Source organism: Paraburkholderia sp. J41 (genome assembly GCF_905220235.1).
Taxonomy (GTDB): domain Bacteria; phylum Pseudomonadota; class Gammaproteobacteria; order Burkholderiales; family Burkholderiaceae; genus Paraburkholderia.
The window spans coordinates 132,456-157,986 of the sequence record NZ_CAJMZE010000011.1 but is presented as its reverse complement, the minus strand read 5'-3'; the positions used below and the strand labels follow the sequence as shown (position 1 = coordinate 157,986).

Below are 25,531 nucleotides of genomic sequence, written 5' to 3'. Positions count from 1 at the left end.
TTGCGCTGCGTCGGGATTTCCCTTTTTCAGTAGTTTGAGTTCATCGGCCATGACCTATTCCAGTTCAACCGTTCGAGTGCCCGACGTGGCGGCAGTGCCGCGCCACATCGCGATCATCATGGACGGCAATGGCCGTTGGGCAACGCAGCGCCGCCTGCCGCGCGTCGCGGGCCATACGCGCGGCGTGGACGCCGTGCGCTCGGCCGTCGAGGCGTGCGTCGAGCGCGGCGTCGAATACCTCACGCTGTTCGCTTTCAGCTCCGAGAACTGGCGCCGCCCGACCGACGAAGTGTCGTTCCTGATGCGTCTTTTCGTCACCGCGCTCGAACGCGAGATCGCGCGCCTGCACGCCAACGGCATTCGCCTGCGCGTGGTGGGCGACGTCGCCATGTTCAACGAGCGCATCCAGGACCTGATTCGCCGCGCGCAAACCAAGACCGCGCGCAACACGCGCCTCACGCTCACGATCGCCGCGAACTACGGCGGCCGCTGGGACATTCTCCAGGCCACGCGCAAGCTGGTCGAGGAAGCGGCGGCGAGCGGCCAGCCGGTGCCCGTCACCGAAGACACGCTTTCGCAGCATCTGGCAATGGCCTACGCGCCCGAGCCCGATCTCTTCATCCGCACGGGCGGCGAGCAGCGCGTGAGCAACTTCCTGCTCTGGCAGCTCGCTTACGCCGAGTTCTATTTCACCGACACGTTCTGGCCTGACTTCGACGCCGAAGCGCTCAATCGCGCCATCGCGTCCTACACCGAGCGCGAGCGCCGTTTCGGGCGCACCAGCGCGCAGGTCGTCGCCAAGTCGCAGAACGCCGACTCGCTTTCATGCTAAAGACCCGTGTCGTCACGGCAATCGTCCTGCTGGCCGTGTTCTTGCCGGTCACGCTGTTCGCGCCGCTCGCCTGGTTCGGTGCGCTGATCGGTCTCGTGGTCGTGTTCGCCGCATGGGAGTGGGCGCGACTGCTGAAGGCGGGCGCGACCGGTTCGATCGTCTACGCGGTCATCGCGGCCGCCGTCGTCGCGCTCAGCACCCATTTGCCCACGCCGCGGCCGCTCTTTCAAGCGTCCGGCGTGTTCTGGATCGTCGCCGGGCCGTACGTGCTGCTGCGCAAGCCCGTGCTCGCGGCAGGCGTGTGGCGCGCCTTTCTGCTGATTGTCGGGCTCGTGGTGTTCGCGGCGTGCTGGCACGCGCTCGTTTCGGCGCGCGCGGCGGGCGTCGCCTTCGTCCTTTCGCTGCTGCTTCTCGTCTGGCTGGCCGATATCGGCGCATACTTCGCCGGGAAGGCATTCGGCAAGCACAAGCTCGCGCCCGCGATCAGCCCCGGCAAGACGTGGGAAGGCGCGCTGGGCGGCTGGCTCGCGGTGATGATCGTGGCGGGCCTCGCCATCGCGCTGCACGCGTTCGAGCCCACGCTGTATTCGGCGCTCGCGGCCCGGCTTGGCGTGGGGCGCGCGCTTTTCGTGTTGACTGTGCTGGTCGCGTTCAGCGTGATCGGCGATCTGTTCGAATCGATGCTCAAGCGTCAGGCTGGCGTGAAGGACTCGAGCCAGTTGCTGCCGGGCCACGGCGGCGTGCTCGATCGCATCGACGCGTTGCTGCCGGTGCTGCCGCTCGCCATGCTGCTGCTGGGTTAAAGGCGCTTGGCTCGAAGCGCTCGGCTAGAGAATTGAATATGCAAAAACGACTCACACTGCTCGGTTCCACGGGCTCGATTGGAGACAGCACGCTCGACGTGGTCGCGCGGCATCCGCAGCGCTATGCCGTCTACGCGCTCACGGCGCATCGCAACGGCGACAAGCTCGTCGAACAGTGTCTGCGCTTCGCGCCCGAAGTGGCCGTGGTCGGCGACGCCGAAACGGCCGCGCAGGTCGAGCGCAAGCTGCGCGCGGCCGGCTCCAGAACCGTCGTCACCTACGGCCAGCAGGCGCTCGTCGAAGTTTCGAGGAGCGACGGCTGCGACACCGTGGTGGCGGCCATCGTCGGCGCGGCGGGCCTCGCGCCCACGCTCGCCGCCGCGAAGGCCGGCAAGCATATCCTGCTCGCGAACAAGGAAGCGCTCGTGATGTCGGGCGACATCTTCATCGACGCCGTGTGCGAAAGCGGCGCCGTGCTGTTGCCGCTCGACAGCGAGCACAACGCGGTGTTCCAGTGCTTTCCGCGCGAGAACGCCCAGCGCGAAGGCGTGACGAAGATCATTCTCACCGCGTCCGGCGGCCCGTTCCGCACGCGCGAACCCGCGACGCTCGCGAACGTCACGCCCGAAGAAGCGTGCAAGCACCCGAACTGGTCGATGGGCCGCAAGATTTCCGTCGATTCGGCCACGATGATGAACAAGGGCCTCGAAGTGATCGAGGCGCATTATCTGTTCGATCTGCCGGGGGATCGCATCGACGTGCTGATTCACCCGCAAAGCACGATTCATTCGATGGTTTCGTATGTCGACGGTTCGGTGCTCGCGCAACTGGGCAATCCCGACATGCGCACGCCCATCGCGCACGCGCTCGCGTACCCCGATCGCATCGATTCCGGCGTGGCCCAGCTCGACCTCACGCAAGTGGCGACGCTGACGTTCGAAAAGCCCGATTACACGCGTTTTCCATGCCTCGCGCTCGCGATGAAGGCGCTCGCGGCGGGCGGCGTGGCCAGCACGACGCTCAACGCGGCGAACGAAGTCGCGGTCGAAGCGTTCCTGAACCGGCGCATCCGTTTCACGGCGATCGCGGAAACGGTCGACGCCGTGCTGGGCGCGCTTTCGAACCACAACGCGTCGAGCCTCGAAGTCGTGCTCGAAGCCGACGCGGCGGCGCGCCGCGCGGCGAATACCCTCATCGACAGCCTGCCGGTGCCGGCCTGACCGGCCGCACCTGGGCCGCCCGCAGCGCTGCGCGGCCCGCACGGCCCGCCTCGCCTGGGGCCGTTCCCGCACCGGCGCGCTGCGTCCCGCCAAGGAGGCGCTCATGAACCTGCTTACCGAACTGGTCGCCTTCATCGTCGCGATCGGCGTGCTGGTGGTCGTACACGAGTACGGGCACTACAGCGTGGCGCGGCTGTGCGGCGTGAAGGTGCTGCGTTTCTCGATCGGCTTCGGCCGGCCGCTCGTGCAATGGGTCAGCAAGAAGACCGGCACCGAGTGGACCGTGTCGGCGTTGCCGCTCGGCGGCTACGTGAAGATGCTCGACGAGCGCGAAGCGGCGGAAACGATTCCGGCGCACGATCTTCCGCATGCGTTCAACCGCCAGCCGGTGCTCAAGCGCATCGCGATCGTGGCGGCCGGTCCCATCGCCAATTTCGTGCTGGCCGTCGTGCTGTTCGGCGTGGTCTATGCGAGCGGCGTGACCGAACCCGCGGCCATCGTCGCGGCGCCGCCCGCGCAGTCGGCGGCGGCGCGCGCCGGTTTCCAGGGCGGGGAAACCATTCTTTCGGTGGCGGACGCGAACGGCAGCGACACGCAGAAGGTGCGCTCCTGGTCCGACTTGCGCTGGAAGCTGCTTTCGGCGGCGTTCGATCAGGGGCGTGTCGTGCTCGCGGCGCGCGACGGCGGCGGCACCTACGATTTTCCGCTCGATCTTTCGCAGCTCACGAGCAAGGATCTCGACAACGATTTCATGTCGAAGCTCGGCCTGGACGCGGGCGGCGGCACGCTCAAGATCGCGGCCATCGAGCCCGATAGTGCGGCGCAACATGCGGGGCTGCTCAAAGGCGACCGGCTCAAGGCGATCGACGGCCGGCCCGTGGATAGCGCGGGCACCTTCATCGACTACGTGAAGGCGCACGCGGGCAAGCCGGTGCATCTCACGGTTGTGCGCGACGATGTTGCGCAGCACGCGCCGCAAACGCTCACGCTGGCGATCACGCCCGCGTTGCAGCGCGACGAGCAGACCGGCGAGGAAGTGGGGCGTATCGGCGCGGCGCTTTCCGCGCAGGCGCCTTCGGTGGACGTGCGCTACGGGCCGCTCGAAAGCGTGCGGCTGGGCGCCCGTCGCACGTGGGATATCGCCGTGTATTCGCTGCGAATGTTCGGCCGCATGGTTACGGGCGAAGCGTCGCTCAAGAATCTGTCCGGCCCGGTGACAATCGCTGACTATGCGGGAAAAAGCGCGCGACTTGGGCCTTCTGCGTTTCTTTCGTTCCTCGCCCTTGTCAGTATTAGCCTTGGCGTGCTCAACCTGCTCCCAATTCCGGTATTGGACGGGGGTCATCTGTTATATTATCTGGTTGAAGCCGTAACGGGCAAAGCCGTATCGGATCGCTGGCAGCTCGTGCTCCAGCGAGCGGGGCTGGCCTGCATCGTCGCGCTGTCGGCGATCGCGTTGTTCAACGACCTGGCTCGGTTAATCCATTTTTAAAGATGTCTGGCGGCGTCCGAGGGCGGGCGGGCCGCCCGACGTGATGCAGCTATACATACTGGGGAAGCACGTTGTTTAGACCTCATCGCTTGGTTCCAAAAACGGTTGCGGCCGCGGCGATCGCCGCGCATGGACTCGTTGCCCACGCAGCAACGACGCCTTTCGTGGTTCAGGACATCCGCATCGAAGGGCTGCAACGCGTCGAGCCTGGCACGGTGTTCGCCTATCTGCCGATCAAGCAGGGCGACACGTTCTCCGACGACAAGGCGTCCGAGGCCATCCGCGCGCTCTATGCGACGGGTTTCTTCAACGACGTGAAGATCGCCACCGAAGGCGGCGTGGTGGTGGTGCAGGTGCAGGAGCGCCCCGCCATCGGCACGATCGACTTCGCCGGCATCCACGAGTTCGACAAGGACAATCTCACCAAGGCGCTGCGCGCGGTGGGCCTCTCGCAAGGCCGCTACTACGACAAGGCGCTCGTCGACAAGGCGGAGCAGGAGCTCAAGCGCCAGTACCTCACGCGCGGCTTCTACGCCGCCGAGGTCACGACCACCGTCACGCCGATCGACCGCAATCGCGTCGGTCTGCTGTTCTCGGTCGTCGAAGGCCCGAGTGCGAAGATTCGCCAGATCAACTTTATCGGCAACAAGGCGTACAGCAGCGGCACGCTCCTGAGCGAAATGCAGCTCTCCACGCCGAACTGGTTCTCGTGGTACACGAAGAACGACCTCTACTCGAAGGAAAAGCTCACGGGCGACCTCGAGAACGTGCGCTCGTACTACCTGAATCACGGCTACCTCGAATTCAACATCGACTCGACGCAGGTTTCGATCTCGCCCGACAAGAAGGACATGTACCTCACGATCGGGCTGCACGAGGGCGAGCCGTACAAGATTTCGGGCATTCATCTGGCCGGCAATCTGCTGGACCGCGAGGCCGAACTCAGCAAATTGATCACGATCAAGGCCGGCGATCGTTTCTCGGCTGAAAAGCTTCAGGCCACGACCAAGGCGATCGTCGACAAGCTCGGCGAATACGGTTATGCGTTCGCGACTGTGAATGCGCTGCCGCAGATCGATCAGGCGAACCACACGGTCGACCTCACGCTGCAGGTCGATCCGAGCCGCCGCGTGTACGTGCGCCGCATCAACGTGGTGGGCAACACGCGCACGCGCGACGAAGTCGTGCGCCGTGAAATGCGCCAGCTCGAAAGCTCCTGGTTCGATTCGAACCGCCTCGCGCTCTCGAAGGACCGCATCAACCGCCTCGGCTACTTCACCGACGTCGACGTGACCACGGTGCCCGTGGAAGGCACGGCGGACCAGGTGGACGTGGACGTGAAGGTGGCCGAAAAGCCGACCGGCGCGATCACGCTGGGCGCGGGCTTCTCGTCCACGGACAAGGTGGTGCTTTCGGCGGGCGTTTCGCAGGACAACGTGTTCGGCTCGGGCACCTCGCTTTCGGTGAACGTGAACACCGCCAAGACGTACCGCACGCTGGCCGTCACGCAGGTCGATCCGTACTTCACGGTGGACGGCATCAAGCGCATTACCGACGTCTACTACCGCACGTATCAGCCGCTTTACTATTCGACCGATTCGAGCTTCCGCATCGTCACGGCCGGCGGCGACCTGAAGTTCGGCATCCCGTTCTCGGAAGTCGACACGGTGTACTTCGGCGCGGGCTTCGAGCAGGACCGTCTGGATGTGGACGACGCCACGCCGCAGAGCTACAAGGACTACGTGAACCAGTTCGGCCGCGTGTCCAACAACGTGCCGCTCACGATCGGCTGGTCGCGCGACGCGCGTGACAGCGCACTCGTGCCGAGCCGCGGCTACTTCACGCAGGCCAACGCCGAATACGGCACGCCGGCCGGCGCGACGCAGTACTACAAGGCCGACGTGCAGGCGCAGTACTACTACTCGTTCGCGCGCGGCTTCGTGCTGGGGCTGAATCTCCAGGGCGGTTACGGCAATGGCTTGAGCGGCAAGCCGTACCCCATCTTCAAGAACTACTACGCCGGCGGTATCGGTTCGGTGCGCGGCTACGAGCCGAGCTCGCTGGGTCCGCGCGACAAGACCACGAACGACCCGATCGGCGGTTCGAAGATGGTGGTGGGCAATATCGAGCTGACGTTCCCGCTGCCGGGCACGGGCTACGACCGCACGCTGCGCGTCTTTACGTTCGTCGATGGTGGTAACGTCTGGGGCGACGAAGGCACGAGCATCGGCTCGAACGGCCTGCGTTACAGCTACGGTTTCGGTCTCGCGTGGATTTCGCCCATCGGCCCGCTCAAGCTGAGCCTGGGCTTCCCGCTCGTCAAGCATGACGGCGATCAGTACCAGAAATTCCAGTTCCAGATCGGGACGGCGTTCTGACCACGGCATGCCGACTGTTTGACCGTTGTATCGCCCGGCGTCGCGAAGCGCGGCGCCGGAACCCAAGAAACGAGAGGATGACTTTGCTAACGGGTATGTTTTCCAGACGGGCGATTGGAGCGATGACGGTATCGCTGGCACTTCTCGCTTTTGGCGCGACGGCGGCGCAGGCGCAGGAGGCGAAGATCGCGGCGGTGAACTCCGATCGCATCCTGCGCGAATCCGCTCCGGCGAAGGCCGCGCAGACCAAGCTCGAAGCCGAGTTCGCCAAGCGTGACAAGGATTTGCAGGACATGGCGCAGCGCCTGAAGTCGATGTCCGACGCGCTGGACAAGAACGGCCCGTCGTTGGCGCCCGCCGACCGCGCGCAAAAGCAGCGCGACCTGTCCGCGCTCGACAGCGACTTCCAGCGCAAGCAGCGCGAGTTCCGCGAAGACCTCAACCAGCGCCGCAACGAGGAACTAGCGGCGGTGCTCGACCGCGCGAACAAGGTGATCAAGCAGATTGCCGAGCAGCAGCACTACGACCTGATCGTGCAGGAAGCGGTGTATGTGAGCCCGCGCATCGACATCACGGACCAGGTGCTCAAGGCGCTTGCGTCGTCGTCGAACAGCAGCAGCAATTGATGCAACTTAAGCAGGAGCAGCACGCGCATGGCATTCACGCTTGAGGAACTCGTCCGGCAGTTCGGCGGCGAAGTCGTAGGCGACGCGGCGCAACGCGTCGGCTCGCTCGCGCCGCTCGACCAGGCCGGGCCGCAACAACTCGCGTTCCTCGCCAATCCGAAGTATCTCGCGCAGGTCGACACGACGCGCGCGGGCGCGGTGCTCATCAGCCCCGGCGACCTCGAAAAACTCGCGTCGCGCGAAGGTCGCAACTTCATCGTCACACCGAATCCGTATGCTTACTTCGCGCGCGTCGCGCAGGCGTTCATCGACCTGGCCACGCCGAAAGCGAAGCCGGGCGTGCATGCCAGCGCGCACGTGGACGCGAGCGCGCAGGTTGCCGCGAGCGCGGTGATCGGCCCGAACGTCATCGTGGAAGCGGGCGCCGTGATCGGCGAGAACGTGCGCCTGGACGCCAATGTGTTCATCGGCCGCGGCACGCAGGTGGGCGAAGGCTCGCATCTTTATCCGGGCGTGAACGTGTACCACGGCTGCAAGCTTGGCGTGCGCAACATCGTGCATTCGGGCGCCGTGATCGGCTCGGACGGCTTTGGTTTCGCACCCGATTTCGTGGGCGAAGGCGAGGCGCGCACGGGCACCTGGGTCAAGATTCCGCAGGTGGGCGGCGTGAGCACGGGGCCGGATGTGGAGATCGGCGCAAACACCACGATCGACCGTGGCGCCATGGCCGACACGATCATCGAAGAAAGCGTCAAGATCGACAATCTCGTGCAGATCGGCCACAACTGCAAGATCGGGGCGTACACGGTGATTGCGGGCTGCGCGGGAATCGCGGGCAGCACGACCATCGGCCGCCATTGCATGATCGGCGGCGCGGTCGGCATTGCCGGGCACGTCACGCTGGGCGACTACGTGATCGTCACGGCCAAGTCGGGCGTGTCGAAGTCGTTGCCGAAGGCCGGCATCTACACGAGCGCTTTCCCGGCCGTCAATCACGCCGACTGGAACAAGAGCGCCGCGCTTTTGCGCAACATCGACAAATTGCGCGATCGCATCAAGGCGCTCGAAGCCGAAGCCGGAAACAAGCCGCAAGACGGCGAATGAGCGTCGGCGGTTCCGCCGGATTCCTTCGGCGGCAGGCGGCGCAGGGACGCGCTGTGCCGTTTCATGTGCGTGCGCGGTGCCTCGCATGAAGGCGCCGCAAAGCCGCCGCTGCACGCGAGCGTGCCGGTGACCCAATCGGCCGACCCGGCGCGCAAGCCACGAAACGCAGCATGTGGCCGGGCCAATCCGCATGCACGGGAATCCCGCGGTGGCGCATACTGCGCGTCAGCGCGGGCCAGTTTGAAGAAATCGGGCACGCCGGGCGCCTCGAATATCGAAATCGACAGTCACACGCATTCATATCTGCGTGAGCAGAACCATCATGAACATCGAAAAACTCAACTTCGACATCCACAAGATCCTCACGTTGCTGCCGCATCGCTACCCGTTCCTCATGGTCGACCGGGTGCTGGAACTGGAGCCGCACAAGAGCATCAAGGCGTTGAAGAACGTGACGGTCAACGAGCCCTTTTTCACGGGCCATTTCCCGCAGCGCCCGGTCATGCCCGGCGTGATGATTCTCGAAGCGCTGGCGCAAACCGCCGCGCTGCTCACGTTCTCGGAAGAGGAGCAGGATTTCGAGAACACGCTGTACTACTTCGTCGGTATCGACGGCGCGCGTTTCAAGCGCGTGGTTGAGCCGGGCGACCAGTTGATCCTGAACGTCACGTTCGAGCGCTATATGCGCGGCATCTGGAAGTTCAAGGCCGTGGCCGAAGTGGAGGGCGCCGTCGCGTGCGAGGCGGAACTCATGTGTACCGTCAAGAAAATGGACGCGGCGCAATAAGCAGCGCTGCCGCATGCCGCCGGGCGACTCGGGGTCGAGGCGCCGCGGGGCGGTAACAGAATCGGAGAGCAAGGACGAATGAGCCGGATCCATCCCACTGCGATCGTCGAGCCGGGCGCGCAAGTCGACGAATCGGTCGAAATCGGCCCTTATGCCGTGATCGGCGCGAACGTCACCATCGGCGCGCGAACCAGAATCGGTTCGCATAGCGTGCTCGAAGGGCACACCACGCTCGGCGAGGACAATTCGATCGGCCATTACGCGTCGATCGGCGGCCGGCCGCAGGACATGAAGTACAAGGGCGAGCCCACGAAGCTCGTGATCGGCAACCGCAACACGATCCGCGAATTCACCACGCTGCACACGGGCACGGTGCAGGACACCGGCGTGACGATCATCGGCGACGACAACTGGATCATGGCCTACGTTCACGTGGGCCACGATTGCCGCCTCGGCAACAACGTCATCATGTCGAGCAACGCGCAGCTCGCGGGCCACGTGATCGTGGACGACCACGCGATCGTGGGCGGCATGACGGGCGTCCACCAGTTCGTGCGCATCGGCGCGCATGCGATGGTGGGCGGCGCTTCGGCGCTCGTGCAGGACGTGCCGCCGTTCGTGATCGCGGCCGGCAACAAGGCCGTGCCGCACGGCATCAACGTCGAAGGCCTGCGGCGCCGCGGTTTCTCGGCCGACGCCATTTCGGCGCTGCGCGCGGCGTATCGCACGCTCTACAAGAACAGCCTGTCGCTCGAAGAGGCGAAGGTGCAGCTCGCCGAACTCGCGCAGGCGGGCGGCGACGGCGACGCGCCCGTCAAGGCGCTGCTCGATTTCGTCGAGCAGTCGCAGCGCGGCATCATTCGCTGACCGATGGCGCTGCAAACGCGTCCGCGGCGCCTCGCGATGGTTGCCGGCGAGCCGTCCGGCGACCTGCTCGCGGCCTCGCTGCTTGCTGGGCTCAAGGCCCGGCTGCCGGAAACGTCGCAGTATTACGGAATCGGCGGCCCGCGCATGATGGCGGCCGGTTTCGACGCGCATTGGCCGATGGAAAAGCTCTCGGTGCGCGGCTACGTCGAGGCGCTCAAGCACATTCCCGAAATTCTGCGCATTCGCGGCGAACTCAAGCACCAGTTGCTCGCGGAGCCGCCCGATGTTTTCATCGGCGTGGATGCGCCCGACTTCAATTTCGGGCTCGAACATGCGCTGCGCGCGGCGGGCATTCCGACGATCCATTTCGTCTGTCCGTCGATCTGGGCGTGGCGCGGCGGCCGGATCAAGAAGATCCAGAAAGCCGTCGATCACATGCTCTGCGTGTTCCCGTTCGAGACGGCCATTCTGGAAAAGGCGGGCGTGGCCGCGTCGTACGTGGGGCATCCGCTCGCCGACGAAATTCCGCTCGAACCCGACGTGCCCGGCGCGCGCCGCACGCTCGGCCTGCCCGAAAGCGGCCCGGTGATCGCCGTGCTGCCCGGCAGCCGCCGCTCCGAGATTAGCCTGATCGGCCCGACGTTTTTCGACGCGATGCAGATCATGCAGCAGCGCGAGCCGTCGGTGCGCTTCGTGATGCCGGCCGCAACGCCCGCCATCCACGCGCAATTGCAGGAACTGGCGAATCGGCATCAAGGTCTCGCGCTCACGATCATCGACGGTCAATCGCAGCTCGCGATGACCGCCGCCGACGCGATTCTCGTGAAAAGCGGCACCGTGACGCTCGAAGCGGCGCTGCTCAAGAAGCCGATGGTCATCTCGTACAAGGTGCCCTGGCTCACGGGCCAGATCATGCGCCGCCAGGGCTATCTGCCGTACGTCGGGCTGCCGAACATTCTCGCGGGCCGCTTCGTCGTGCCCGAAATTCTCCAGCATTTCGCGACGCCCGAAGCGCTCGCCGACGCCACGCTCACGCAGTTGCACGACGAGGCAAACCGGCGCACGCTCACGGAAGTGTTCACGCAGATGCATCTCGCGCTGCGTCAGAACACAGCCGAGCGCGCGGCCGAAGTGGTGGCGCGCATTGTCGAAAGCCGCAGGGGACTGGCATGAGCGAGCGCGCTGAAAAGGGCACGAATGCGCCCGCCGCGAAGCGCGCGGCCAAAAAGCCGCAGTCGCAGGCCGCGCTCAAGATCGCCGCGCGCCGCAAGCTCGCGAAGCAGGCGGGCTTGCTGTTCGAATCGCCCGACGACGTGATTTGCGGCGTGGACGAAGCCGGTCGCGGTCCGCTCGCGGGGCCGGTCGTCGCGGCCGCCGTGATTCTCGACCCGGCACGGCCGATTCGCGGCCTCAACGATTCGAAGCTGCTCACGGCCAGGTCGCGCGACGCGCTTTATGAGCGCATCGTCGAGCGCTCGCTCGCGTGGTGCGTGGCGTCGGCGACGGTCGAGGAAATCGACACGCTCAACATCCTGCACGCGACGATGCTGGCCATGCGGCGCGCGGTGGAGGGCCTGAGCATCGCGCCCACGCTCGCGAAGATCGACGGCAACCGCTGTCCGGTGATGACCGTGCGCAGTGAAGCCGTGATCGGCGGCGACGCGCTCGTGCCCAGCATTTCGGCGGCGTCGATCATCGCGAAGGTCACGCGCGACCGCATGCTGCTCGAACTGCACGAAACGTTTCCGCATTACGGCTTCGACGCGCATGCGGGCTACGGCACGCCACAGCACCTTGCCGCGTTGCGCGACCATGGTCCGTGCGAGCATCACCGCCGCTCGTTCGCGCCGGTGCGCGAGGCCTATACGCTGCACGGCATCGCCATGCCGGGCGCGACCGTGCTCGTGACCGAAGCCGCGGATTTCGGCGACGACGCCTTCGCGCCCGCATGATGCGCCGATCCCGACCGCTTCGGGACGCGGCACGATAAGCCGGCGCCTGCCTCGTGCGGCGCCGTTTTTCTTTCCATCGACAACCCATTCAACGCCAGGCCTGCCCGTGAAAGCCATTACCTCGCGCGACAATCCGCTCTACAAGCGCCTGAAGGCGCTGGCCGGCTCGACGCATCAGCAACGGCGCGCGCATCAGGCGCTGCTCGAAGGTTTTCATCTCGCGAGCGCGTGGCTCGACGGCGGCGCACAGCCCGAGTATTGCGTGGTGACCGAAGGCGCGCTGGCGCACGAAGAGGCGCAGGCGATCGTCGCGCGCGTGGACGAACGACGCGTGATCACGCTGCCCGATACCTTGTTCGGACAGCTATCGAATGTCGTTCACGGCGCGGGTTTGCTGCTACTGGTGGAGATGCCCGAGCCGACGCTGCCCGAGCGTGTCCATTCGACCTGTCTCGTGCTCGACGGCTTGCAGGACGCGGGCAATGTCGGCTCGATTTTGCGCAGCGCGGCGGCGGCCGGCATCGAGCGCGTGTTCTGCACGCCGGGCACCGCTTACGCGTGGTCGTCGAAGGTGCTGCGCTCGGCAATGGGCGCGCACTTTCTGCTGCAAGTCTTCGAGAACGTCGAGCCGCAAACGCTGATCGACCTGCTCGCCGTGCCCGTCGTCATCACCGATTCGCACGGCGCTCAGGCCATCGACGAAAGCGATCTTGCCGGCCCGCTCGCGTGGGTGTTCGGCAACGAGGGCGCGGGCGTGTCGCAGGTATGGCGCGACGCGGCGGCGTTGCGCGTGACGATTCCGCAGCCGGGCGGCATGGAGTCGCTCAATGTCGCGGCGGCGGCGGCCGTTTGCGTGTTCGAACAATGCCGCCAGCAGCGGCGGCGCTGAGCGTCGCGTTCAGGCGTTCGCCATGAAAAAGCCCGCGTATGCGGGCTTTTTTTGACGTGTGCCGCGCAATGGGCGCGCTTCAATACGAAGGCTTGTCGATGCGAATTTCCTGAAGGATCGTCGTGGCGATTTCCTCGATCGACTTGTGCGTCGACGAAAGCCACTTGATGCCTTCGCGGCGCATCATGGCTTCGGCTTCGTTCACTTCGTAGCGGCAGTTTTCGAGCGCCGCGTACTTGCTGCCCGGACGCCGCTCGTTGCGAATCTCGGTCAGGCGCTGCGGATCGATCGAGAGCCCGAAAATCTTCCCGCGATGCGCGAGCAGCGAATTCGGCAACTTGCCGCGCTCGAAGTCGTCGGGAATGAGCGGATAGTTCGCGGCCTTCACGCCGTACTGCATGGCCAGATAAAGGCTGGTCGGCGTTTTGCCGCTGCGCGACACGCCCACGAGAATCACGTCGGCGTCGGCGAGATTGCGGTCCGACTGGCCGTCGTCGTGCGCAAGCGAGAAGTTGATGGCCTCGATCCGGTTCTTGTATTCGTCGGTGTCCGCGTTCTGGTGGCCGCGGCCCATCGCGTGGCTCGACTTCAGCTCCAGCTCCTGTTCGAGCGGCTCGACGAAGGTCTGGAACATGTCGAGCACGAGCGCGTTCGCGCGCTTGACGATCTCGTTCGAATTGCTGTCCACGAGCGTCGTGAACACGATCGGGCGGCGGCCTTCCTGCACGGCGGCTTCGTTGATCTTTTCGGCCGTCGCGTAGGCCTTGTCGCTGGAATCGACGAACGGCACGCGCACGAGACGGAATTTCTGGTCGAACTGGGAGAGGATCGAATGCGCGAAGGTTTCGGCAGTGATCCCGGTACCGTCGGAAACGATGAATACGGTGGGCGGCATCGGATGAGGCTGGGTACGTGAGCTGCTAAGCCGCTCAGGGACGGGCGCGTTGGCCCGAACAACGCCCGCGGCTGCCTGCGGGACGCAATTCTCGCCGACTGGCACAAACTCGCGGTCGGCACGGTAGAATAGCGGCAACCTGTTGGATAAGCAATTGCAGTGCAACCGCGCCAAACGGGCGCCCATCGTGGCGCATTCTGGCGTTAATTCGCAGCGATTCGATCTAAATTCTCGCAATCGAGCGCATTTTCGCGCTTTTCCGTTCAACCGGCTTTTGGCTGACCGGCTGGGCGATTGCTTCTCCAACAGGTTGCGCAAGACGCGAAGCCGTTTCCAATGAGCGGCCCGCGTTCGAGCCCACTTGCGCAATCGTGAATTTTTTTCACACTTAGGGGCTTGTATGACTAACACCGTTGCCAAGGATCAGGCTTATGTAGTGCCTTTCGAGCAGTTGCGGATGACCGATGTCGAGATCGTGGGCGGCAAGAACGCCTCGCTCGGCGAGATGATCAGCCAGTTGGCTGAGGCCGGCGTGCGTGTGCCCACGGGTTTCGCGACGACGGCGCTCGCTTTCCGCGACTTCCTGAAACATAACGACCTGACCGAACGGATCGCCGCTCGCCTGGAAACGCTCGACGTCGACGACGTCAAGGCGTTGGCCGAAGCGGGCAAGGAAATCCGTCAATGGATCGTCGACGCGCCGTTGCAGCCTAAGCTCGAAGCGGACATCCGCGCCGGCTTCGAAACGCTGCAAAACGGCTCGCCGTCCGAGCTGTCGTTCGCCGTGCGTTCGTCGGCGACGGCGGAAGACCTGCCCGACGCCTCGTTTGCCGGTCAGCAGGAAAGCTACCTGAACGTGGTCGGCATCGAAGACGTGCTCGATCGACTCAAGCACGTGTTCGCGTCGCTCTACAACGACCGCGCCATCTCCTATCGCGTCCACAAGGGCTTCACCCACGCCGAAGTCGCGCTCTCGGCGGGCGTACAGCGCATGGTCCGTTCGGACCGTGGCGCGGCGGGCGTGATGTTCACGCTGGACACGGAATCGGGCTTCAAGGATGCCGTGTTCATCACGTCGAGCTATGGCCTCGGCGAGACTGTCGTGCAGGGCGCCGTGAACCCCGACGAGTTCTACGTTTTCAAGACCACGCTCGCCCAGGGCAAGGCGCCGATCATCCGCCGCTCGATCGGCTCGAAGCTCATCAAGATGGAATTCACGCAGCCGGGCGAGCCTGGCCGCGTGAAGACGGTGGACGTTTCGCACGAACAGCGCAACCGATTCTCGATCACCGACGAAGACGTGATCGAACTGGCCAAATACGCCGTCATCATCGAAAAGCACTACCAGCGTCCGATGGACATCGAGTGGGGCAAGGACGGCCTCGATGGCAAGATCTTCATTCTCCAGGCGCGCCCGGAAACCGTGAAGAGCCAGGCGGCGGGCAAGGTCGAGCAGCGCTTCAAGCTCAAGGGCCAGTCGCAGGTGCTCGCCACGGGCCGCGCGATCGGCCAGAAGATCGGTGCGGGCCGCGTCAAGGTGATTCACGATCCGTCGGAAATGGAGCGCGTGCAGCCGGGCGACGTGCTGGTCGCCGACATGACCGACCCGAATTGGGAGCCGGTGATGAAGCGGGCGTCGGCAATCGTCACGAACCGTGGCGGCCGCACCTGCCACGCGGCGATCATCGCGCGCGAGCTGGGCGTGCCGGCAGTCGTGGGTTGCGGCGACGCGACCGACATGCTGAAGGACGGCTCGCTCGTGACCGTGTCGTGCGCGGAAGGCGACGAAGGCCGTATTTACGACGGTCTGCTCGAAACCGAAGTCAGCGAAGTGCAGCGCGGCGAGCTTCCGGCCATTCCCGTGAAGATCATGATGAACGTGGGCAATCCGCAGCTCGCCTTCGACTTCTCGCAATTGCCGAATGCCGGTGTTGGCCTCGCGCGTCTCGAGTTCATCATCAACAACAACATCGGCGTGCATCCGAAGGCGATTCTCGAATATCCGAACGTCGACGCCGATCTGAAGAAGGCCGTGGAAAGCGTGGCGCGCGGTCATGCCTCGCCGCGCGCGTTCTATGTCGACAAGCTCACGGAAGGCATCGCTACGATCGCGGCTGCGTTCTATCCGAAGCCGGTGATCGTGCGTCTCTCGGACTTCAAGTCGAACGAGTACAAGAAGCTGATTGGCGGTTCGCGCTACGAGCCGGACGAAGAAAACCCGATGCTGGGTTTCCGCGGCGCTTCGCGTTATATCGCCGAGGACTTTGCGCAGGCGTTCGAAATGGAATGCCTGGCGCTCAAGCGCGTGCGTGAAGAAATGGGTCTTTCGAACGTCGAGATCATGGTGCCGTTCGTGCGCACGCTCAAGCAGGCGGAGCGCGTGGTCGGTCTGCTCGAGAAGTTCGGCCTCAAGCGCGGCGTGAACGACCTCAAGCTCATCATGATGTGCGAAGTGCCGTCTAACGCGATTCTCGCCGAAGAATTCCTGGAGTACTTCGACGGTTTCTCGATCGGCTCGAACGACCTCACGCAGCTCACGCTCGGCCTCGACCGGGACTCGGGCATGGAGCTGCTGGCCGCCGACTTCGACGAGCGCGATCCGGCCGTGAAATTCATGCTCAAGCGCGCGATCGAAACCTGCCTGCGCCTGAACAAGTACGTCGGCATCTGCGGCCAGGGCCCGTCCGATCACCCGGACTTCGCGCGCTGGCTCGCGGAAGAAGGCATTGCTTCGATGTCGCTGAACCCGGACACGATCGTCGAGACGTGGCAGGCGCTGGCGAAGTCGCAGGCGAAGTAAGCGCGGCACGAGCGCAAAGAGGCGCGAGGGCGCAAGTCCTAGCCGTACCGGAAGTTTGACGCGCTTCCGGTGTGCTTCGCGCGCAAGGGAATAGAGCGTCGGCTTCGTGCTATAACACCCCGGTCATTCCGGGGTGTTTTCGTTTACCGGGCGTTTTCGTACAGGAGGTCGTCGTGGGTCCGCATGGATTGTTCTGGTGGATAGGCGCGGGTGTGCTCATCGTCGCCGAATTGATGACGGGCACGTTTTACCTCTTGATGATCGCGCTCGGTTTTCTCGCCGGCGTGGCCGCGTTCGCACTGGGCGCGCCGGTCGATCTGCAATTGATCGTCGCGGCGGTGGTTGCGCTGGTGGCGGTGATCGCGCTGCGGCGTTCGCGGTTTGGACGGCGACGGCGCATCACGGACGCCTCGACCGATCCGGGCGTGAATCTCGACATTGGCGAAACGCTCACGGTGGCGGCGTGGCATGACGGCCGCGCGCGCACGATGTATCGCGGCGCCGAATGGGACGTCGAACTCGCGCCCGGCGAACCCGAAAACGCGCCGCTCTACGAAATCACGGCCGTACGCGGCAATTGCCTCGTGCTCGCCGCAAGGCGCGAGCGGCGCGCCGGCGCGGGACATGCCGCGAATCACGCCTGAAAACTGTCCTCACTATCTATTCCTGCTCATTTCGAAGCGAACGGAGGTTCCGCATGCAAGTCCCAGTCGTCGGCCTGATTTTGCTTGTGATTGTCGTCGTGCTGATCGCGCGGACCATCAAGATCGTGCCGCAGCAGCACGCGTGGGTGCTGGAGCGGCTCGGGCGCTATCACGCGACGCTCACGCCGGGGCTCTCGATCGTGCTGCCGTTCATCGACCGCGTGGCGTACAAGCACGTGCTCAAGGAAATTCCGCTCGACGTGCCGAGCCAGGTTTGCATCACGCGCGACAACACGCAGCTCCAGGTGGACGGCGTGCTGTACTTCCAGGTGACGGACCCGATGAAGGCGTCGTATGGTTCGAGCAATTTCGTGTTCGCGATCACGCAGCTTTCGCAAACCACGCTGCGCTCGGTGATCGGCAAGCTCGAACTCGACAAGACCTTCGAGGAGCGCGACTTCATCAACCATAGCGTGGTTTCCTCGCTCGACGAGGCGGCGTCGAACTGGGGCGTGAAGGTGTTGCGCTACGAGATCAAGGATCTCACGCCGCCGAAGGAAATCCTGCACGCCATGCAGGCGCAGATCACGGCCGAGCGCGAGAAGCGCGCGCTGATCGCCGCGTCCGAAGGCCGCAAGCAGGAACAGATCAATCTGGCCGCAGGTTCGCGCGAGGCGGCCATTCAGAAGTCCGAGGGCGAGCGCCAGGCGGCCATTAATCAGGCGCAGGGCCAGGCCGCCGCCATTCTTGCCGTGGCCGAGGCGAACGCGCAGGCCATCCAGAAGATCGGCGCGTCGATCCAGGCGCAAGGCGGCATGGATGCCGTCAACCTCAAGGTGGCGGAACAGTACGTCAACGCGTTCTCGAATCTCGCCAAACAGGGCAACACGCTCATCGTGCCCGGCAATCTCAGCGACATGAGTTCGCTGATCGCGTCTGCAATGACGATCGTGAACCGCGCGGGCATGACCGAAGGGCAGATCAGCGCGCCGCCGCCTTCGCCTCTCCGCGGCGCCTGAGCGAGCCGCGCGGCAACGTAGGTGCGGTGCAGAACGCAAAACGGGCCGCAAACGCGGCCCGTTGGTTTTCCACGGAGAAAGCGGAAGATCAGGTCGGCGAGCGCATCAGGCGCGCCTTTTCGCGCTGCCAGTCGCGCTGTTTCTCGGTTTCGCGCTTGTCGTGCAGCTTCTTGCCCTTGGCGAGGCCGATTTCGCACTTCACGCGGCCGCCCTTGTAATGGAAATTCAGCGGCACGAGCGTGAAGCCGCGCTGCTCGACCTTGCCGATCAGCTTGTCGATTTCCTCGCGGTGCAGCATCAGCTTGCGAGTGCGCGTGGGATCGGGCTGGATGTGCGTCGAGGCTTCGGGCAACGGGCTGATGTGCGTGCCGATCAGGTAAAGCTCGCCGTCCTTGATGATGACGTAGCTCTCCTTGATGTTCGCCCGCCCGGCGCGCATGGCCTTGACCTCCCACCCTTCGAGCACGAGCCCTGCCTCGTGGCGTTCTTCGATGAAGTAATCGAAGAAGGCTTTTCTGTTGTCGATGATGCTCATAGGAAAATGGGAAACGCCCAACTCGTTTAAAATTACGATTTTAGCAAAGTGGGCTCGCGAAAGCCCGCCGCGCTTTCACCCTTGCCACGCTTTGCGCAATCTATGGCGGATGTCCAGAAAACCGTGTTGATTCGCCACTCGGCGGAACAGATGTTCGACCTCGTCACCGACGTGGCCGACTACCCCAACTTTCTGCCCTGGTGCGGCGGCATCGAAATTCGCCGCCAGGACGAAAACGGCATGGAGGCGAAGATCGACATCAACTTCAAGGGCATCAAGCAGCACTTTGCCACTCGCAACACGCAAAAACGGCCGGAGCGCATCGACATGGAGTTCGCCGACGGCCCGTTCCGCAAGTTCACGGGCTACTGGCGCTTCACGCCGTTGCGCGCCGATGCCTGCAAGATCGAGTTCGCGTTGCATTATGAATTCGCCAACATCATCCTCGAAAAAATCATCGGGCCGGTGTTCCATCACATCGCGAACACGTTCGTCGATTCCTTCGTGAAGCGCGCCGATCAGCGCTACGGCAAGCCATGAGCGCGCAGCTTTGCGTCGACGTCTGCTACGCGTTGCCCGACGCGCAGACGCTGATTTCCGTGTCGCTGCCCGAAGGCGCGACGGTGCAACAGGCTATCGAGGCAAGCGGCATTCTGGCGCGTCACCCCGAGATTGATCTCGCGAGACTCAAGGTGGGCGTGTACGGCAAGCTCAAGCCGCTCGACACGGCGCTCGCGGACCACGACCGCGTGGAAATTTATCGTCCCCTGATCGTCGATCCGAAAACTGCGCGCCAGCGCCGCGTGGACAAAACCCGCAGGGAAGGGTCGGTCGAAGGGCGCAAGTGGCAAAACAAGGATTCGCGCTAAGGCACCCTTAGTAGCACGTTAGTTGGCACCTTAGTAACACGTTAATTGGCACATCAGGCAGCATTTTCAAGCCGACTTTGCCGACTTTTCTGCCGCCAAGGTGAAACGTAACGGGCGGGCAGCGCGTGCTGTCCGCCCATTCGGCCTTTAGGGAAGGCGCTGCGGGCTCTCAGGTTCCCGGCTCTCGGCGTGGCAATGACGTTCAGGAAGCCGAATGGCTGCGGCGCGCGCAGTCATGACGCATAGCGGCGCAAGCCTCGTTCCCATGCTCCGGCGTTTTATCGTGCCCCGTTTTATCGTCGATGGCGGGCGGTTCGTCGCCGGGAACGATGCCGTCGCCGTGCGCCGTGTCTTGCGGGCCGCCGGCGTGCTGACGCACCGACCCGCTCACGCCGGCGACCAGCAGCGCGATGGCCGCCATTTCCAGCGCGCGCGGCAGCCGGTGGTCGTACAGGAAGCCGTAGAGCAGGGCGAATAGCGTCTCGAACACGATCATCTGGCCCGAAAGCGTGAGCGGCAGGCGCTTGGCCGCGGCGTTCCAAAGACCGTTGCCGAGCCACGACGCACCGATCGCGAGCACGAGGTTGAGTTGCCAGAAGGTCGTCCAGCGCGCGGCGGGCACGGCGTCCTGCACCCAGCCCGAAGGGAGCGCGAGAACGGCGAGCCAAAGCACGCCGCCGAGCGCGCCCGTCACCACGCCCCACAGCACCGACCATTCGTTGCCGCTGAAGTGCGCGTTGCGATGCAGATAGCGCGCGTTTTCGACGGCGAACCAGGTCCAGCAGACGAGCGCTCCCACCGCGCAGCCCAGGCCCGCGATGCGCGTGAGCACGCTCGCGTGGCTGGCGGCGTTGCCGCTGGCGGTAAAGACATCGACGTTGATGCAAACAATGCCGGCCGCAATCATCGCGAGCGGCCAGACGAGGCGCGCGAGCGGCACGGCGCCGTGGTCGCGCCGGCCGAGCAGCGTGACGGTGACAGGGAGCACGCCGACGATCAGCGAAGCGGGCGCGATGCCGACGAGATGAATGGCGCTCGCGAGAAACAGGTAATAGAGCACGTTGCCCATCAGCGCGAGCTTGACGAGCGCGACGAGATCGGCGCGCGTGAGACGCGGCCAGACGCGGCGCAGCATCGGCACGAGCGCGGCGAGCGAAACCAGGCCGTACATCACGTAGCGCCCCGAACTGAGCAGCAGCGGGGAAAACTCCGCCAGTTGGCGAGGCACGACGAACACGGTGCCCCATAACGCGCCGGCGAGCACGCCGTACAACACACCACGCTGCATAGCGATGAACCCCCGAAGCCATAGGCAAATAACGATGACTTGCAGCTTAAGGCGGGCGTGGCGCGGCCGTCTTGTTCAATCCTGCATGCGACCGCGGCCATGACTGCGAAAGGAGCATTTTCGCGAAATCGGGTCGGACGCGTTGCACGCGCCATGCCCGCTGCTCTGGAAAGCGGCCTGCGAGCGCCAGCCAAATCGCGGCCAAATTGCGGTCGAAGCGCGGTCAAAGCGCGGCCGAACCATGGCCAGATTGTCTCGAAATCGGCGCTAAGCTCCTGTTCGCACTGATGATTTCCAGGGCGCTATCGCGTATAATCTGCTTTTGCGCCTATAGGATTTGCCATGCGTCTGATCCAGAAAGCACTCACGTTCGATGACGTGCTCCTCGTCCCCGCCTTCTCCGACGTTCTCCCGCGCGACACCAGCCTGAAAACCCGGCTGACCCGCAATATCTCCCTGAATATTCCGCTCGTGTCGGCCGCGATGGACACCGTCACGGAAGGCCGTCTGGCGATTGCCATGGCGCAGCAGGGCGGCGTCGGTATCATTCACAAGAATCTCACGCCGGCCGAGCAGGCGCGTGAAGTCGCGAAGGTGAAGCGTTTCGAGTCGGGCGTGGTGCGCGATCCGATCACGGTGCCGCCGCAAATGAAAGTCGCCGACGTGATCGCGCTTTCGCAACAGCATGGCATTTCGGGCTTCCCGGTCGTGGAAGGCGCTCAACTCGTCGGTATCGTCACGAACCGCGACCTGCGTTTCGAAACGCGTCTGGACGAGCCGGTGCGCTCGATCATGACGCCGCGCGAGCGCCTCGTCACCGTGAAGGAAGGCACGCCGCTCGCCGAAGCCAAGTCGCTCATGCACAGCCACCGCCTCGAGCGCGTGCTGGTGGTCAACGACGCATTCGAGCTGCGCGGCCTCATGACCGTGAAGGACATCACCAAGCAGACCGAGCACCCGGCCGCCTGCAAGGACGAGCATGGCAAGCTGCGCGCGGGCGCGGCCGTCGGCGTGGGTCCGGACAACGAGGAGCGCGTCGAACTGCTGGTGCAGGCGGGCGTGGACGTGATCGTCGTGGATACGGCGCACGGCCACAGCCAGGGCGTGCTCGAACGCGTTCGCTGGGTCAAGAAGAACTTCCCGCACGTCGAGGTGATCGGCGGCAACATCGCCACGGCCGACGCTGCGCGCGCGCTCGTCGAATACGGCGCGGACGGCGTGAAGGTCGGTATCGGCCCCGGCTCGATCTGCACGACGCGTATCGTGGCAGGCGTGGGCGTGCCGCAGATCAGCGCGATCTCCAATGTCTCGGAAGCGCTCAAGGGTACGGGCGTGCCGTGCATCGCCGACGGCGGCGTGCGCTATTCGGGCGACGTTTCGAAGGCGCTGGCAGCCGGCGCGAACGCCGTGATGATGGGCAGCATGTTCGCGGGCACCGAGGAGTCGCCGGGCGACGTGTTCCTGTACCAGGGCCGCCAGTACAAGTCGTATCGCGGCATGGGTTCGGTCGGCGCCATGAAGGACGGCGCGGCGGACCGCTACTTCCAGGACAACTCGGCGAATATCGACAAGCTCGTGCCGGAAGGCATCGAAGGCCGCGTGGCCTACAAGGGCCCGATCAACGCCATCCTGTTCCAGCTGATCGGCGGCGTGCGCGCCTCCATGGGCTACTGCGGTTGCCGCACGATCGAAGAACTGCATGACAAGGCTGAGTTCGTGCAGATCACCGGCGCCGGTCTGAACGAATCGCACGTTCACGACGTGCAGATCACGAAGGAAGCGCCCAACTACCACGTGGACTAACACACGATGAAGCCGCTGCTGCGCGTGCTGCTGATTGTCGATGCGTTGACGCTGCTGGGTTTTGGCGTGCTGTTCGTTCTCACGCCCTGGACCTTGCTCTACAACGCGCTGCAACTCGTGCAGGCGCAGCCGGCGCTCGTTGGGCAGGCGTTCGGCGTCGCTCTGCTCGGTCTGGCGTGGCTCGCGCTGCGCGCGGCGTTCGACGGCGCGATGACCGTGCCCGTCGCCCGGGCCGTGGGGCACGTGAACTGGATCGCGGGCGTGCTGATGCTGGTGTGGCTGATCGGGCTGCACATGCCGCAGCTCACCACGCTGGGCCAGCTCGCGGCCGGTGCGGTAGGCGTATGGCTGATCGTGCTGGGCTTCGGCGGCGCGCGGCTCGCGGGCGCGGTGCGCAAGCGCGAACGGGTGCTGGCGGCGCAAGCCGCCGCGCAGGAGCGCGAAGCGCGTGAACTGGCGAAGGCGCGGCGCGACGAACCGGTGGCGTACGCCAGGCCCGGTTTTCTGCGCGCGATGCCGTGGAGTAAGACGCGCGATGCGCAGACGGCGGTCGAGCCGGCGGCAACGCGGGTTACGCCAGTCGATCCCGTCGCTTCGGGTTCGGCAGCTACGACGCCCGTCGAGCCGGTCGTCACGCCGCCGTCCGGCACGGCGCAAGCCGAAGCGTCGCGCCTTGCCGCGCGCGACGAGGCTGCCGATGCACCGAGGCCGCCGCTGCGTGGTTAGCGCGTGCCGAACCGGCTCTCGCGTCGTCAGCCTTGGTGTGCCCGCCTGCACGTGCCCGCAGCAATGCTTCGCACAACGCGCCAATGCGCAACGCCGTCACCGGGCGGTTTCGTCCAGCAGCTTTGCCCTCGGTTCCGATGAATTCACGCCGCGCGGTGATCACCGCGCGGCTTTCTGTATCCGTTCTTTATAGGTCTCGTCCGCAGCCATGCACGACAAAATCCTGATTCTCGACTTCGGCTCGCAAGTCACCCAGCTCATCGCGCGCCGCGTGCGCGAAGCCCACGTCTACTCGGAAATTCATCCGTACGACGTCAGTGACGCTTTCGTTCGCGAATTCGCGCCGAAGGGCATCATTCTCTCGGGCGGTCCGAACTCGGTCACCGACCTCGACACGCCGCGCGCACCGCAAGCCGTGTTCGAACTGGGCGTGCCCGTGCTCGGCATCTGTTACGGCATGCAGACGATGGCCGAGCAACTGGGCGGCAAGGTCGACGGCGGCCATCTGCGCGAATTCGGTTACGCCGAAGTGCGAGCGCGCAACCACACGAGCTTCCTCAAGGACATCGAAGATTTTCGCACGAGCGAAGGCCACGGCATGCTCAAGGTGTGGATGAGCCACGGCGACAAGGTGACGGAAATGCCGCCCGGCTTTCAGTTGATGGCATCGACGGAATCGTGCCCGATCGCGGCGATGGCCGACGAGTCGCGCCACTTCTACGGTCTGCAATGGCACCCGGAAGTCACGCACACGGTGCAAGGCCGCGCGATGCTCGAGCGCTTCGTGCTGGGCATTTGCGGCGCGAAGGCCGACTGGGAAATGGGTCACTACATCGAGGAAGCCGTCGAGAACATCCGCAGGCAGGTCGGCGAGGAACACGTGATTCTGGGCTTGTCGGGCGGCGTGGATTCGTCGGTGGCGGCGGCGCTGCTGCACCGCGCGATCGGCGATCAACTGACTTGCGTGTTCGTCGATCATGGTCTGCTGCGCCTGAACGAGGCCGAGCAGGTGATGTCGATGTTCGCGGACAACCTCGGCGTGAAGGTGATTCATGTCGACGCGAGCGCGGCGTTCATGTCGAAGCTCGCGGGCGTGACCGACCCCGAGGCGAAGCGCAAGATCATCGGCGCGGAATTCGTGGAGGTGTTCCAGGCGGAAGCCGGCAAGCTGACAGATGCGAAGTGGCTTGCGCAAGGCACGATCTACCCGGACGTGATTGAGTCGGCGGGCAAGGGCAAGAAGGCCGCGCACACAATCAAAAGCCATCACAACGTGGGCGGATTGCCCGAAACGCTGAATCTCAAGCTGCTCGAACCGCTGCGCGAACTGTTCAAGGACGAAGTGCGCGAGCTGGGCGTGGCGCTGGGCTTGCCGCATGGCATGGTGTATCGCCATCCGTTCCCGGGCCCCGGCTTGGGAGTGCGGATTCTCGGCGAAGTGAAGCGCGAGTTCGCGGACCTGCTGCGCCGCGCCGACGCGATTTTCATCGAAACGCTGCGCAACACCGTCGACAAGGAAACCGGCAAGTCGTGGTACGACCTCACGAGCCAGGCGTTCGCGGTGTTTCTGCCGGTGAAGAGCGTGGGCGTGATGGGCGATGGCCGCACTTACGAGTATGTGGTCGCGCTGCGCGCGGTGCAGACGCTTGATTTCATGACGGCGCATTGGGCGCATCTGCCGCATGAGTTGCTGGGGCATGTGTCGAACCGGATCATTAATGAAGTGCGCGGGATTAATCGCGTCGTGTACGACATCTCGGGGAAGCCGCCGGCGACGATCGAGTGGGAGTGACCTAAACTGCTCCCAAGTCGTTCCGGGAGCTCCGGTTTTTCGTGTTTTTCCTTTTAAAAACATGAGGTTATTGTCCGGTGTGATCCGCGGTGATCCGGGCAATGCCAGGCGGGGGTGTCGGTACTGTTGACGGTATCGATATTCCCTCCTCGGACGGCCTTGCCCGATACCGTCAAACTGCTGTGACGGTATCGGTTGACGGTATACGTT

At 64.6% G+C, this 25,531-nt stretch carries 23 protein-coding genes; 20 read left to right on the top strand and 3 right to left on the bottom strand.

Annotation, left to right across the window (positions count from 1 at the left end; translation table 11 throughout):
* Window positions 1-49 precede the first annotated feature (49 nt).
* The 12 genes from uppS (at window position 50) to U5805_RS14110 (ending at window position 12,950) form a co-directional block, all read left to right on the top strand.
* The gene (gene uppS, locus U5805_RS14165; RefSeq protein WP_322104105.1) at window positions 50-832 is read left to right on the top strand and encodes a polyprenyl diphosphate synthase; all 783 of its coding nucleotides are present in this window, start codon (window positions 50-52) and stop codon (window positions 830-832) included.
* Window positions 826-1,635, top strand: a complete 810-nt coding sequence (locus tag U5805_RS14160; protein ID WP_322104104.1) for a phosphatidate cytidylyltransferase — start codon at window positions 826-828, stop codon at window positions 1,633-1,635. Before uppS ends, U5805_RS14160 begins: the two co-directional genes overlap by 7 nt.
* 38 nt (window positions 1,636-1,673) lie before the next feature.
* Window positions 1,674-2,855: a 1-deoxy-D-xylulose-5-phosphate reductoisomerase gene (locus U5805_RS14155; protein WP_322104103.1), complete on the top strand. Its 1,182-nt coding sequence runs from the start codon at window positions 1,674-1,676 to the stop codon at window positions 2,853-2,855.
* A gap of 103 nt (window positions 2,856-2,958) precedes the next feature.
* Window positions 2,959-4,347, top strand: coding sequence for an RIP metalloprotease RseP (gene rseP / locus U5805_RS14150; protein ID WP_322104102.1), 1,389 nt, complete (start codon window positions 2,959-2,961; stop codon window positions 4,345-4,347).
* A gap of 71 nt (window positions 4,348-4,418) precedes the next feature.
* Complete coding sequence (gene bamA, locus U5805_RS14145) at window positions 4,419-6,725, top strand: outer membrane protein assembly factor BamA (protein ID WP_322104101.1); 2,307 nt, start codon at window positions 4,419-4,421, stop codon at window positions 6,723-6,725.
* 83 nt (window positions 6,726-6,808) lie between these two features.
* Complete coding sequence (locus U5805_RS14140) at window positions 6,809-7,351, top strand: OmpH family outer membrane protein (RefSeq protein WP_322104151.1); 543 nt, start codon at window positions 6,809-6,811, stop codon at window positions 7,349-7,351.
* Window positions 7,352-7,378: 27 nt separating this feature from the next.
* Entirely contained in the window at window positions 7,379-8,455 is a 1,077-nt protein-coding gene (gene lpxD / locus U5805_RS14135; protein ID WP_322104100.1) for a UDP-3-O-(3-hydroxymyristoyl)glucosamine N-acyltransferase, read from the top strand.
* Window positions 8,456-8,777: 322 nt separating this feature from the next.
* The gene (gene fabZ, locus U5805_RS14130; protein ID WP_158949760.1) at window positions 8,778-9,242 is read left to right on the top strand and encodes a 3-hydroxyacyl-ACP dehydratase FabZ; all 465 of its coding nucleotides are present in this window, start codon (window positions 8,778-8,780) and stop codon (window positions 9,240-9,242) included.
* 78 nt (window positions 9,243-9,320) lie between these two features.
* Window positions 9,321-10,109, top strand: a complete 789-nt coding sequence (lpxA, locus tag U5805_RS14125; RefSeq protein WP_322104099.1) for an acyl-ACP--UDP-N-acetylglucosamine O-acyltransferase — start codon at window positions 9,321-9,323, stop codon at window positions 10,107-10,109.
* 3 nt (window positions 10,110-10,112) lie between these two features.
* Complete coding sequence (gene lpxB, locus U5805_RS14120; protein WP_322104098.1) at window positions 10,113-11,282, top strand: lipid-A-disaccharide synthase; 1,170 nt, start codon at window positions 10,113-10,115, stop codon at window positions 11,280-11,282.
* Entirely contained in the window at window positions 11,279-12,061 is a 783-nt protein-coding gene (gene rnhB, locus U5805_RS14115) for a ribonuclease HII (RefSeq protein ID WP_322104097.1), read from the top strand. The genes lpxB and rnhB overlap by 4 nt, the downstream gene beginning before the upstream one ends.
* Window positions 12,062-12,167: 106 nt before the next feature.
* Complete coding sequence (locus U5805_RS14110; protein ID WP_322104096.1) at window positions 12,168-12,950, top strand: RNA methyltransferase; 783 nt, start codon at window positions 12,168-12,170, stop codon at window positions 12,948-12,950.
* 79 nt (window positions 12,951-13,029) lie between these two features.
* On the opposite strand, the gene U5805_RS14105 is transcribed toward U5805_RS14110, so the two are convergent.
* Window positions 13,030-13,845, bottom strand: a complete 816-nt coding sequence (locus U5805_RS14105; RefSeq protein ID WP_322104095.1) for a pyruvate, water dikinase regulatory protein — start codon at window positions 13,843-13,845, stop codon at window positions 13,030-13,032.
* Between the two features lie 400 nt (window positions 13,846-14,245).
* Here U5805_RS14105 and ppsA point away from each other — a divergent pair, with 400 nt between their 5' ends.
* From ppsA to U5805_RS14090, 3 genes are all read left to right on the top strand, one after another.
* Window positions 14,246-16,645, top strand: coding sequence for a phosphoenolpyruvate synthase (gene ppsA / locus U5805_RS14100; RefSeq protein ID WP_322104094.1), 2,400 nt, complete (start codon window positions 14,246-14,248; stop codon window positions 16,643-16,645).
* Window positions 16,646-16,818: 173 nt separating this feature from the next.
* Window positions 16,819-17,289 (top strand): NfeD family protein, encoded by a 471-nt coding sequence (locus U5805_RS14095; protein WP_322104093.1) that lies wholly within the window; start codon window positions 16,819-16,821, stop codon window positions 17,287-17,289.
* Window positions 17,290-17,342: 53 nt separating this feature from the next.
* Window positions 17,343-18,308, top strand: coding sequence for a stomatin-like protein (locus U5805_RS14090; protein WP_322104092.1), 966 nt, complete (start codon window positions 17,343-17,345; stop codon window positions 18,306-18,308).
* An 88-nt stretch (window positions 18,309-18,396) separates the two neighbouring features.
* Here the strand turns inward: U5805_RS14090 and smpB are convergent, their stop codons facing one another.
* Complete coding sequence (gene smpB / locus U5805_RS14085) at window positions 18,397-18,843, bottom strand: SsrA-binding protein SmpB (protein ID WP_322104091.1); 447 nt, start codon at window positions 18,841-18,843, stop codon at window positions 18,397-18,399.
* Between the two features lie 102 nt (window positions 18,844-18,945).
* Between smpB and U5805_RS14080 the strand changes: the two genes are divergently transcribed.
* Both U5805_RS14080 and U5805_RS14075 read left to right on the top strand, forming a co-directional pair.
* Complete coding sequence (locus U5805_RS14080) at window positions 18,946-19,383, top strand: type II toxin-antitoxin system RatA family toxin (protein ID WP_322104090.1); 438 nt, start codon at window positions 18,946-18,948, stop codon at window positions 19,381-19,383.
* Complete coding sequence (locus U5805_RS14075) at window positions 19,380-19,712, top strand: RnfH family protein (protein ID WP_322104089.1); 333 nt, start codon at window positions 19,380-19,382, stop codon at window positions 19,710-19,712. The genes U5805_RS14080 and U5805_RS14075 overlap by 4 nt, the downstream gene beginning before the upstream one ends.
* A gap of 202 nt (window positions 19,713-19,914) precedes the next feature.
* On the opposite strand, the gene U5805_RS14070 is transcribed toward U5805_RS14075, so the two are convergent.
* Complete coding sequence (locus U5805_RS14070) at window positions 19,915-21,000, bottom strand: DMT family transporter (protein ID WP_322104088.1); 1,086 nt, start codon at window positions 20,998-21,000, stop codon at window positions 19,915-19,917.
* 342 nt (window positions 21,001-21,342) lie between these two features.
* Between U5805_RS14070 and guaB the strand changes: the two genes are divergently transcribed.
* The 3 genes from guaB to guaA all read left to right on the top strand — a co-directional run bounded on the left by guaB (window position 21,343) and on the right by guaA (window position 25,321).
* Window positions 21,343-22,803 carry an IMP dehydrogenase gene (gene guaB, locus U5805_RS14065; protein ID WP_322104087.1) on the top strand — a complete coding sequence of 487 codons (1,461 nt, stop codon included), beginning with the start codon at window positions 21,343-21,345 and terminating at the stop codon, window positions 22,801-22,803.
* A 6-nt stretch (window positions 22,804-22,809) separates the two neighbouring features.
* On the top strand, window positions 22,810-23,529 hold the full coding sequence (locus tag U5805_RS14060; protein WP_322104086.1) for a hypothetical protein: 720 nt from the start codon (window positions 22,810-22,812) through the stop codon (window positions 23,527-23,529).
* A 208-nt stretch (window positions 23,530-23,737) separates the two neighbouring features.
* Window positions 23,738-25,321, top strand: coding sequence for a glutamine-hydrolyzing GMP synthase (guaA, locus tag U5805_RS14055; RefSeq protein ID WP_322104085.1), 1,584 nt, complete (start codon window positions 23,738-23,740; stop codon window positions 25,319-25,321).
* Window positions 25,322-25,531 lie beyond the last annotated feature (210 nt).

What these genes read in the sequence shown, in the direction of transcription:
- uppS (WP_322104105.1), top strand. Translation starts at nt 50, where the DNA reads ATGACCTATTCCAGTTCAACCGTTCGAGTGCCCGACGTGGCGGCAGTG.
- U5805_RS14160 (WP_322104104.1), top strand. Translation starts at nt 826, where the DNA reads ATGCTAAAGACCCGTGTCGTCACGGCAATCGTCCTGCTGGCCGTGTTC.
- U5805_RS14155 (WP_322104103.1), top strand. Translation starts at nt 1,674, where the DNA reads ATGCAAAAACGACTCACACTGCTCGGTTCCACGGGCTCGATTGGAGAC.
- rseP (WP_322104102.1), top strand. Translation starts at nt 2,959, where the DNA reads ATGAACCTGCTTACCGAACTGGTCGCCTTCATCGTCGCGATCGGCGTG.
- lpxD (WP_322104100.1), top strand. Translation starts at nt 7,379, where the DNA reads ATGGCATTCACGCTTGAGGAACTCGTCCGGCAGTTCGGCGGCGAAGTC.
- fabZ (WP_158949760.1), top strand. Translation starts at nt 8,778, where the DNA reads ATGAACATCGAAAAACTCAACTTCGACATCCACAAGATCCTCACGTTG.
- lpxA (WP_322104099.1), top strand. Translation starts at nt 9,321, where the DNA reads ATGAGCCGGATCCATCCCACTGCGATCGTCGAGCCGGGCGCGCAAGTC.
- lpxB (WP_322104098.1), top strand. Translation starts at nt 10,113, where the DNA reads ATGGCGCTGCAAACGCGTCCGCGGCGCCTCGCGATGGTTGCCGGCGAG.
- rnhB (WP_322104097.1), top strand. Translation starts at nt 11,279, where the DNA reads ATGAGCGAGCGCGCTGAAAAGGGCACGAATGCGCCCGCCGCGAAGCGC.
- U5805_RS14105 (WP_322104095.1), bottom strand. Translation starts at nt 13,845, where the DNA reads ATGCCGCCCACCGTATTCATCGTTTCCGACGGTACCGGGATCACTGCC.
- ppsA (WP_322104094.1), top strand. Translation starts at nt 14,246, where the DNA reads ATGACTAACACCGTTGCCAAGGATCAGGCTTATGTAGTGCCTTTCGAG.
- U5805_RS14090 (WP_322104092.1), top strand. Translation starts at nt 17,343, where the DNA reads ATGCAAGTCCCAGTCGTCGGCCTGATTTTGCTTGTGATTGTCGTCGTG.
- smpB (WP_322104091.1), bottom strand. Translation starts at nt 18,843, where the DNA reads ATGAGCATCATCGACAACAGAAAAGCCTTCTTCGATTACTTCATCGAA.
- U5805_RS14080 (WP_322104090.1), top strand. Translation starts at nt 18,946, where the DNA reads ATGGCGGATGTCCAGAAAACCGTGTTGATTCGCCACTCGGCGGAACAG.
- U5805_RS14075 (WP_322104089.1), top strand. Translation starts at nt 19,380, where the DNA reads ATGAGCGCGCAGCTTTGCGTCGACGTCTGCTACGCGTTGCCCGACGCG.
- U5805_RS14070 (WP_322104088.1), bottom strand. Translation starts at nt 21,000, where the DNA reads ATGCAGCGTGGTGTGTTGTACGGCGTGCTCGCCGGCGCGTTATGGGGC.
- guaB (WP_322104087.1), top strand. Translation starts at nt 21,343, where the DNA reads ATGCGTCTGATCCAGAAAGCACTCACGTTCGATGACGTGCTCCTCGTC.
- U5805_RS14060 (WP_322104086.1), top strand. Translation starts at nt 22,810, where the DNA reads ATGAAGCCGCTGCTGCGCGTGCTGCTGATTGTCGATGCGTTGACGCTG.
- guaA (WP_322104085.1), top strand. Translation starts at nt 23,738, where the DNA reads ATGCACGACAAAATCCTGATTCTCGACTTCGGCTCGCAAGTCACCCAG.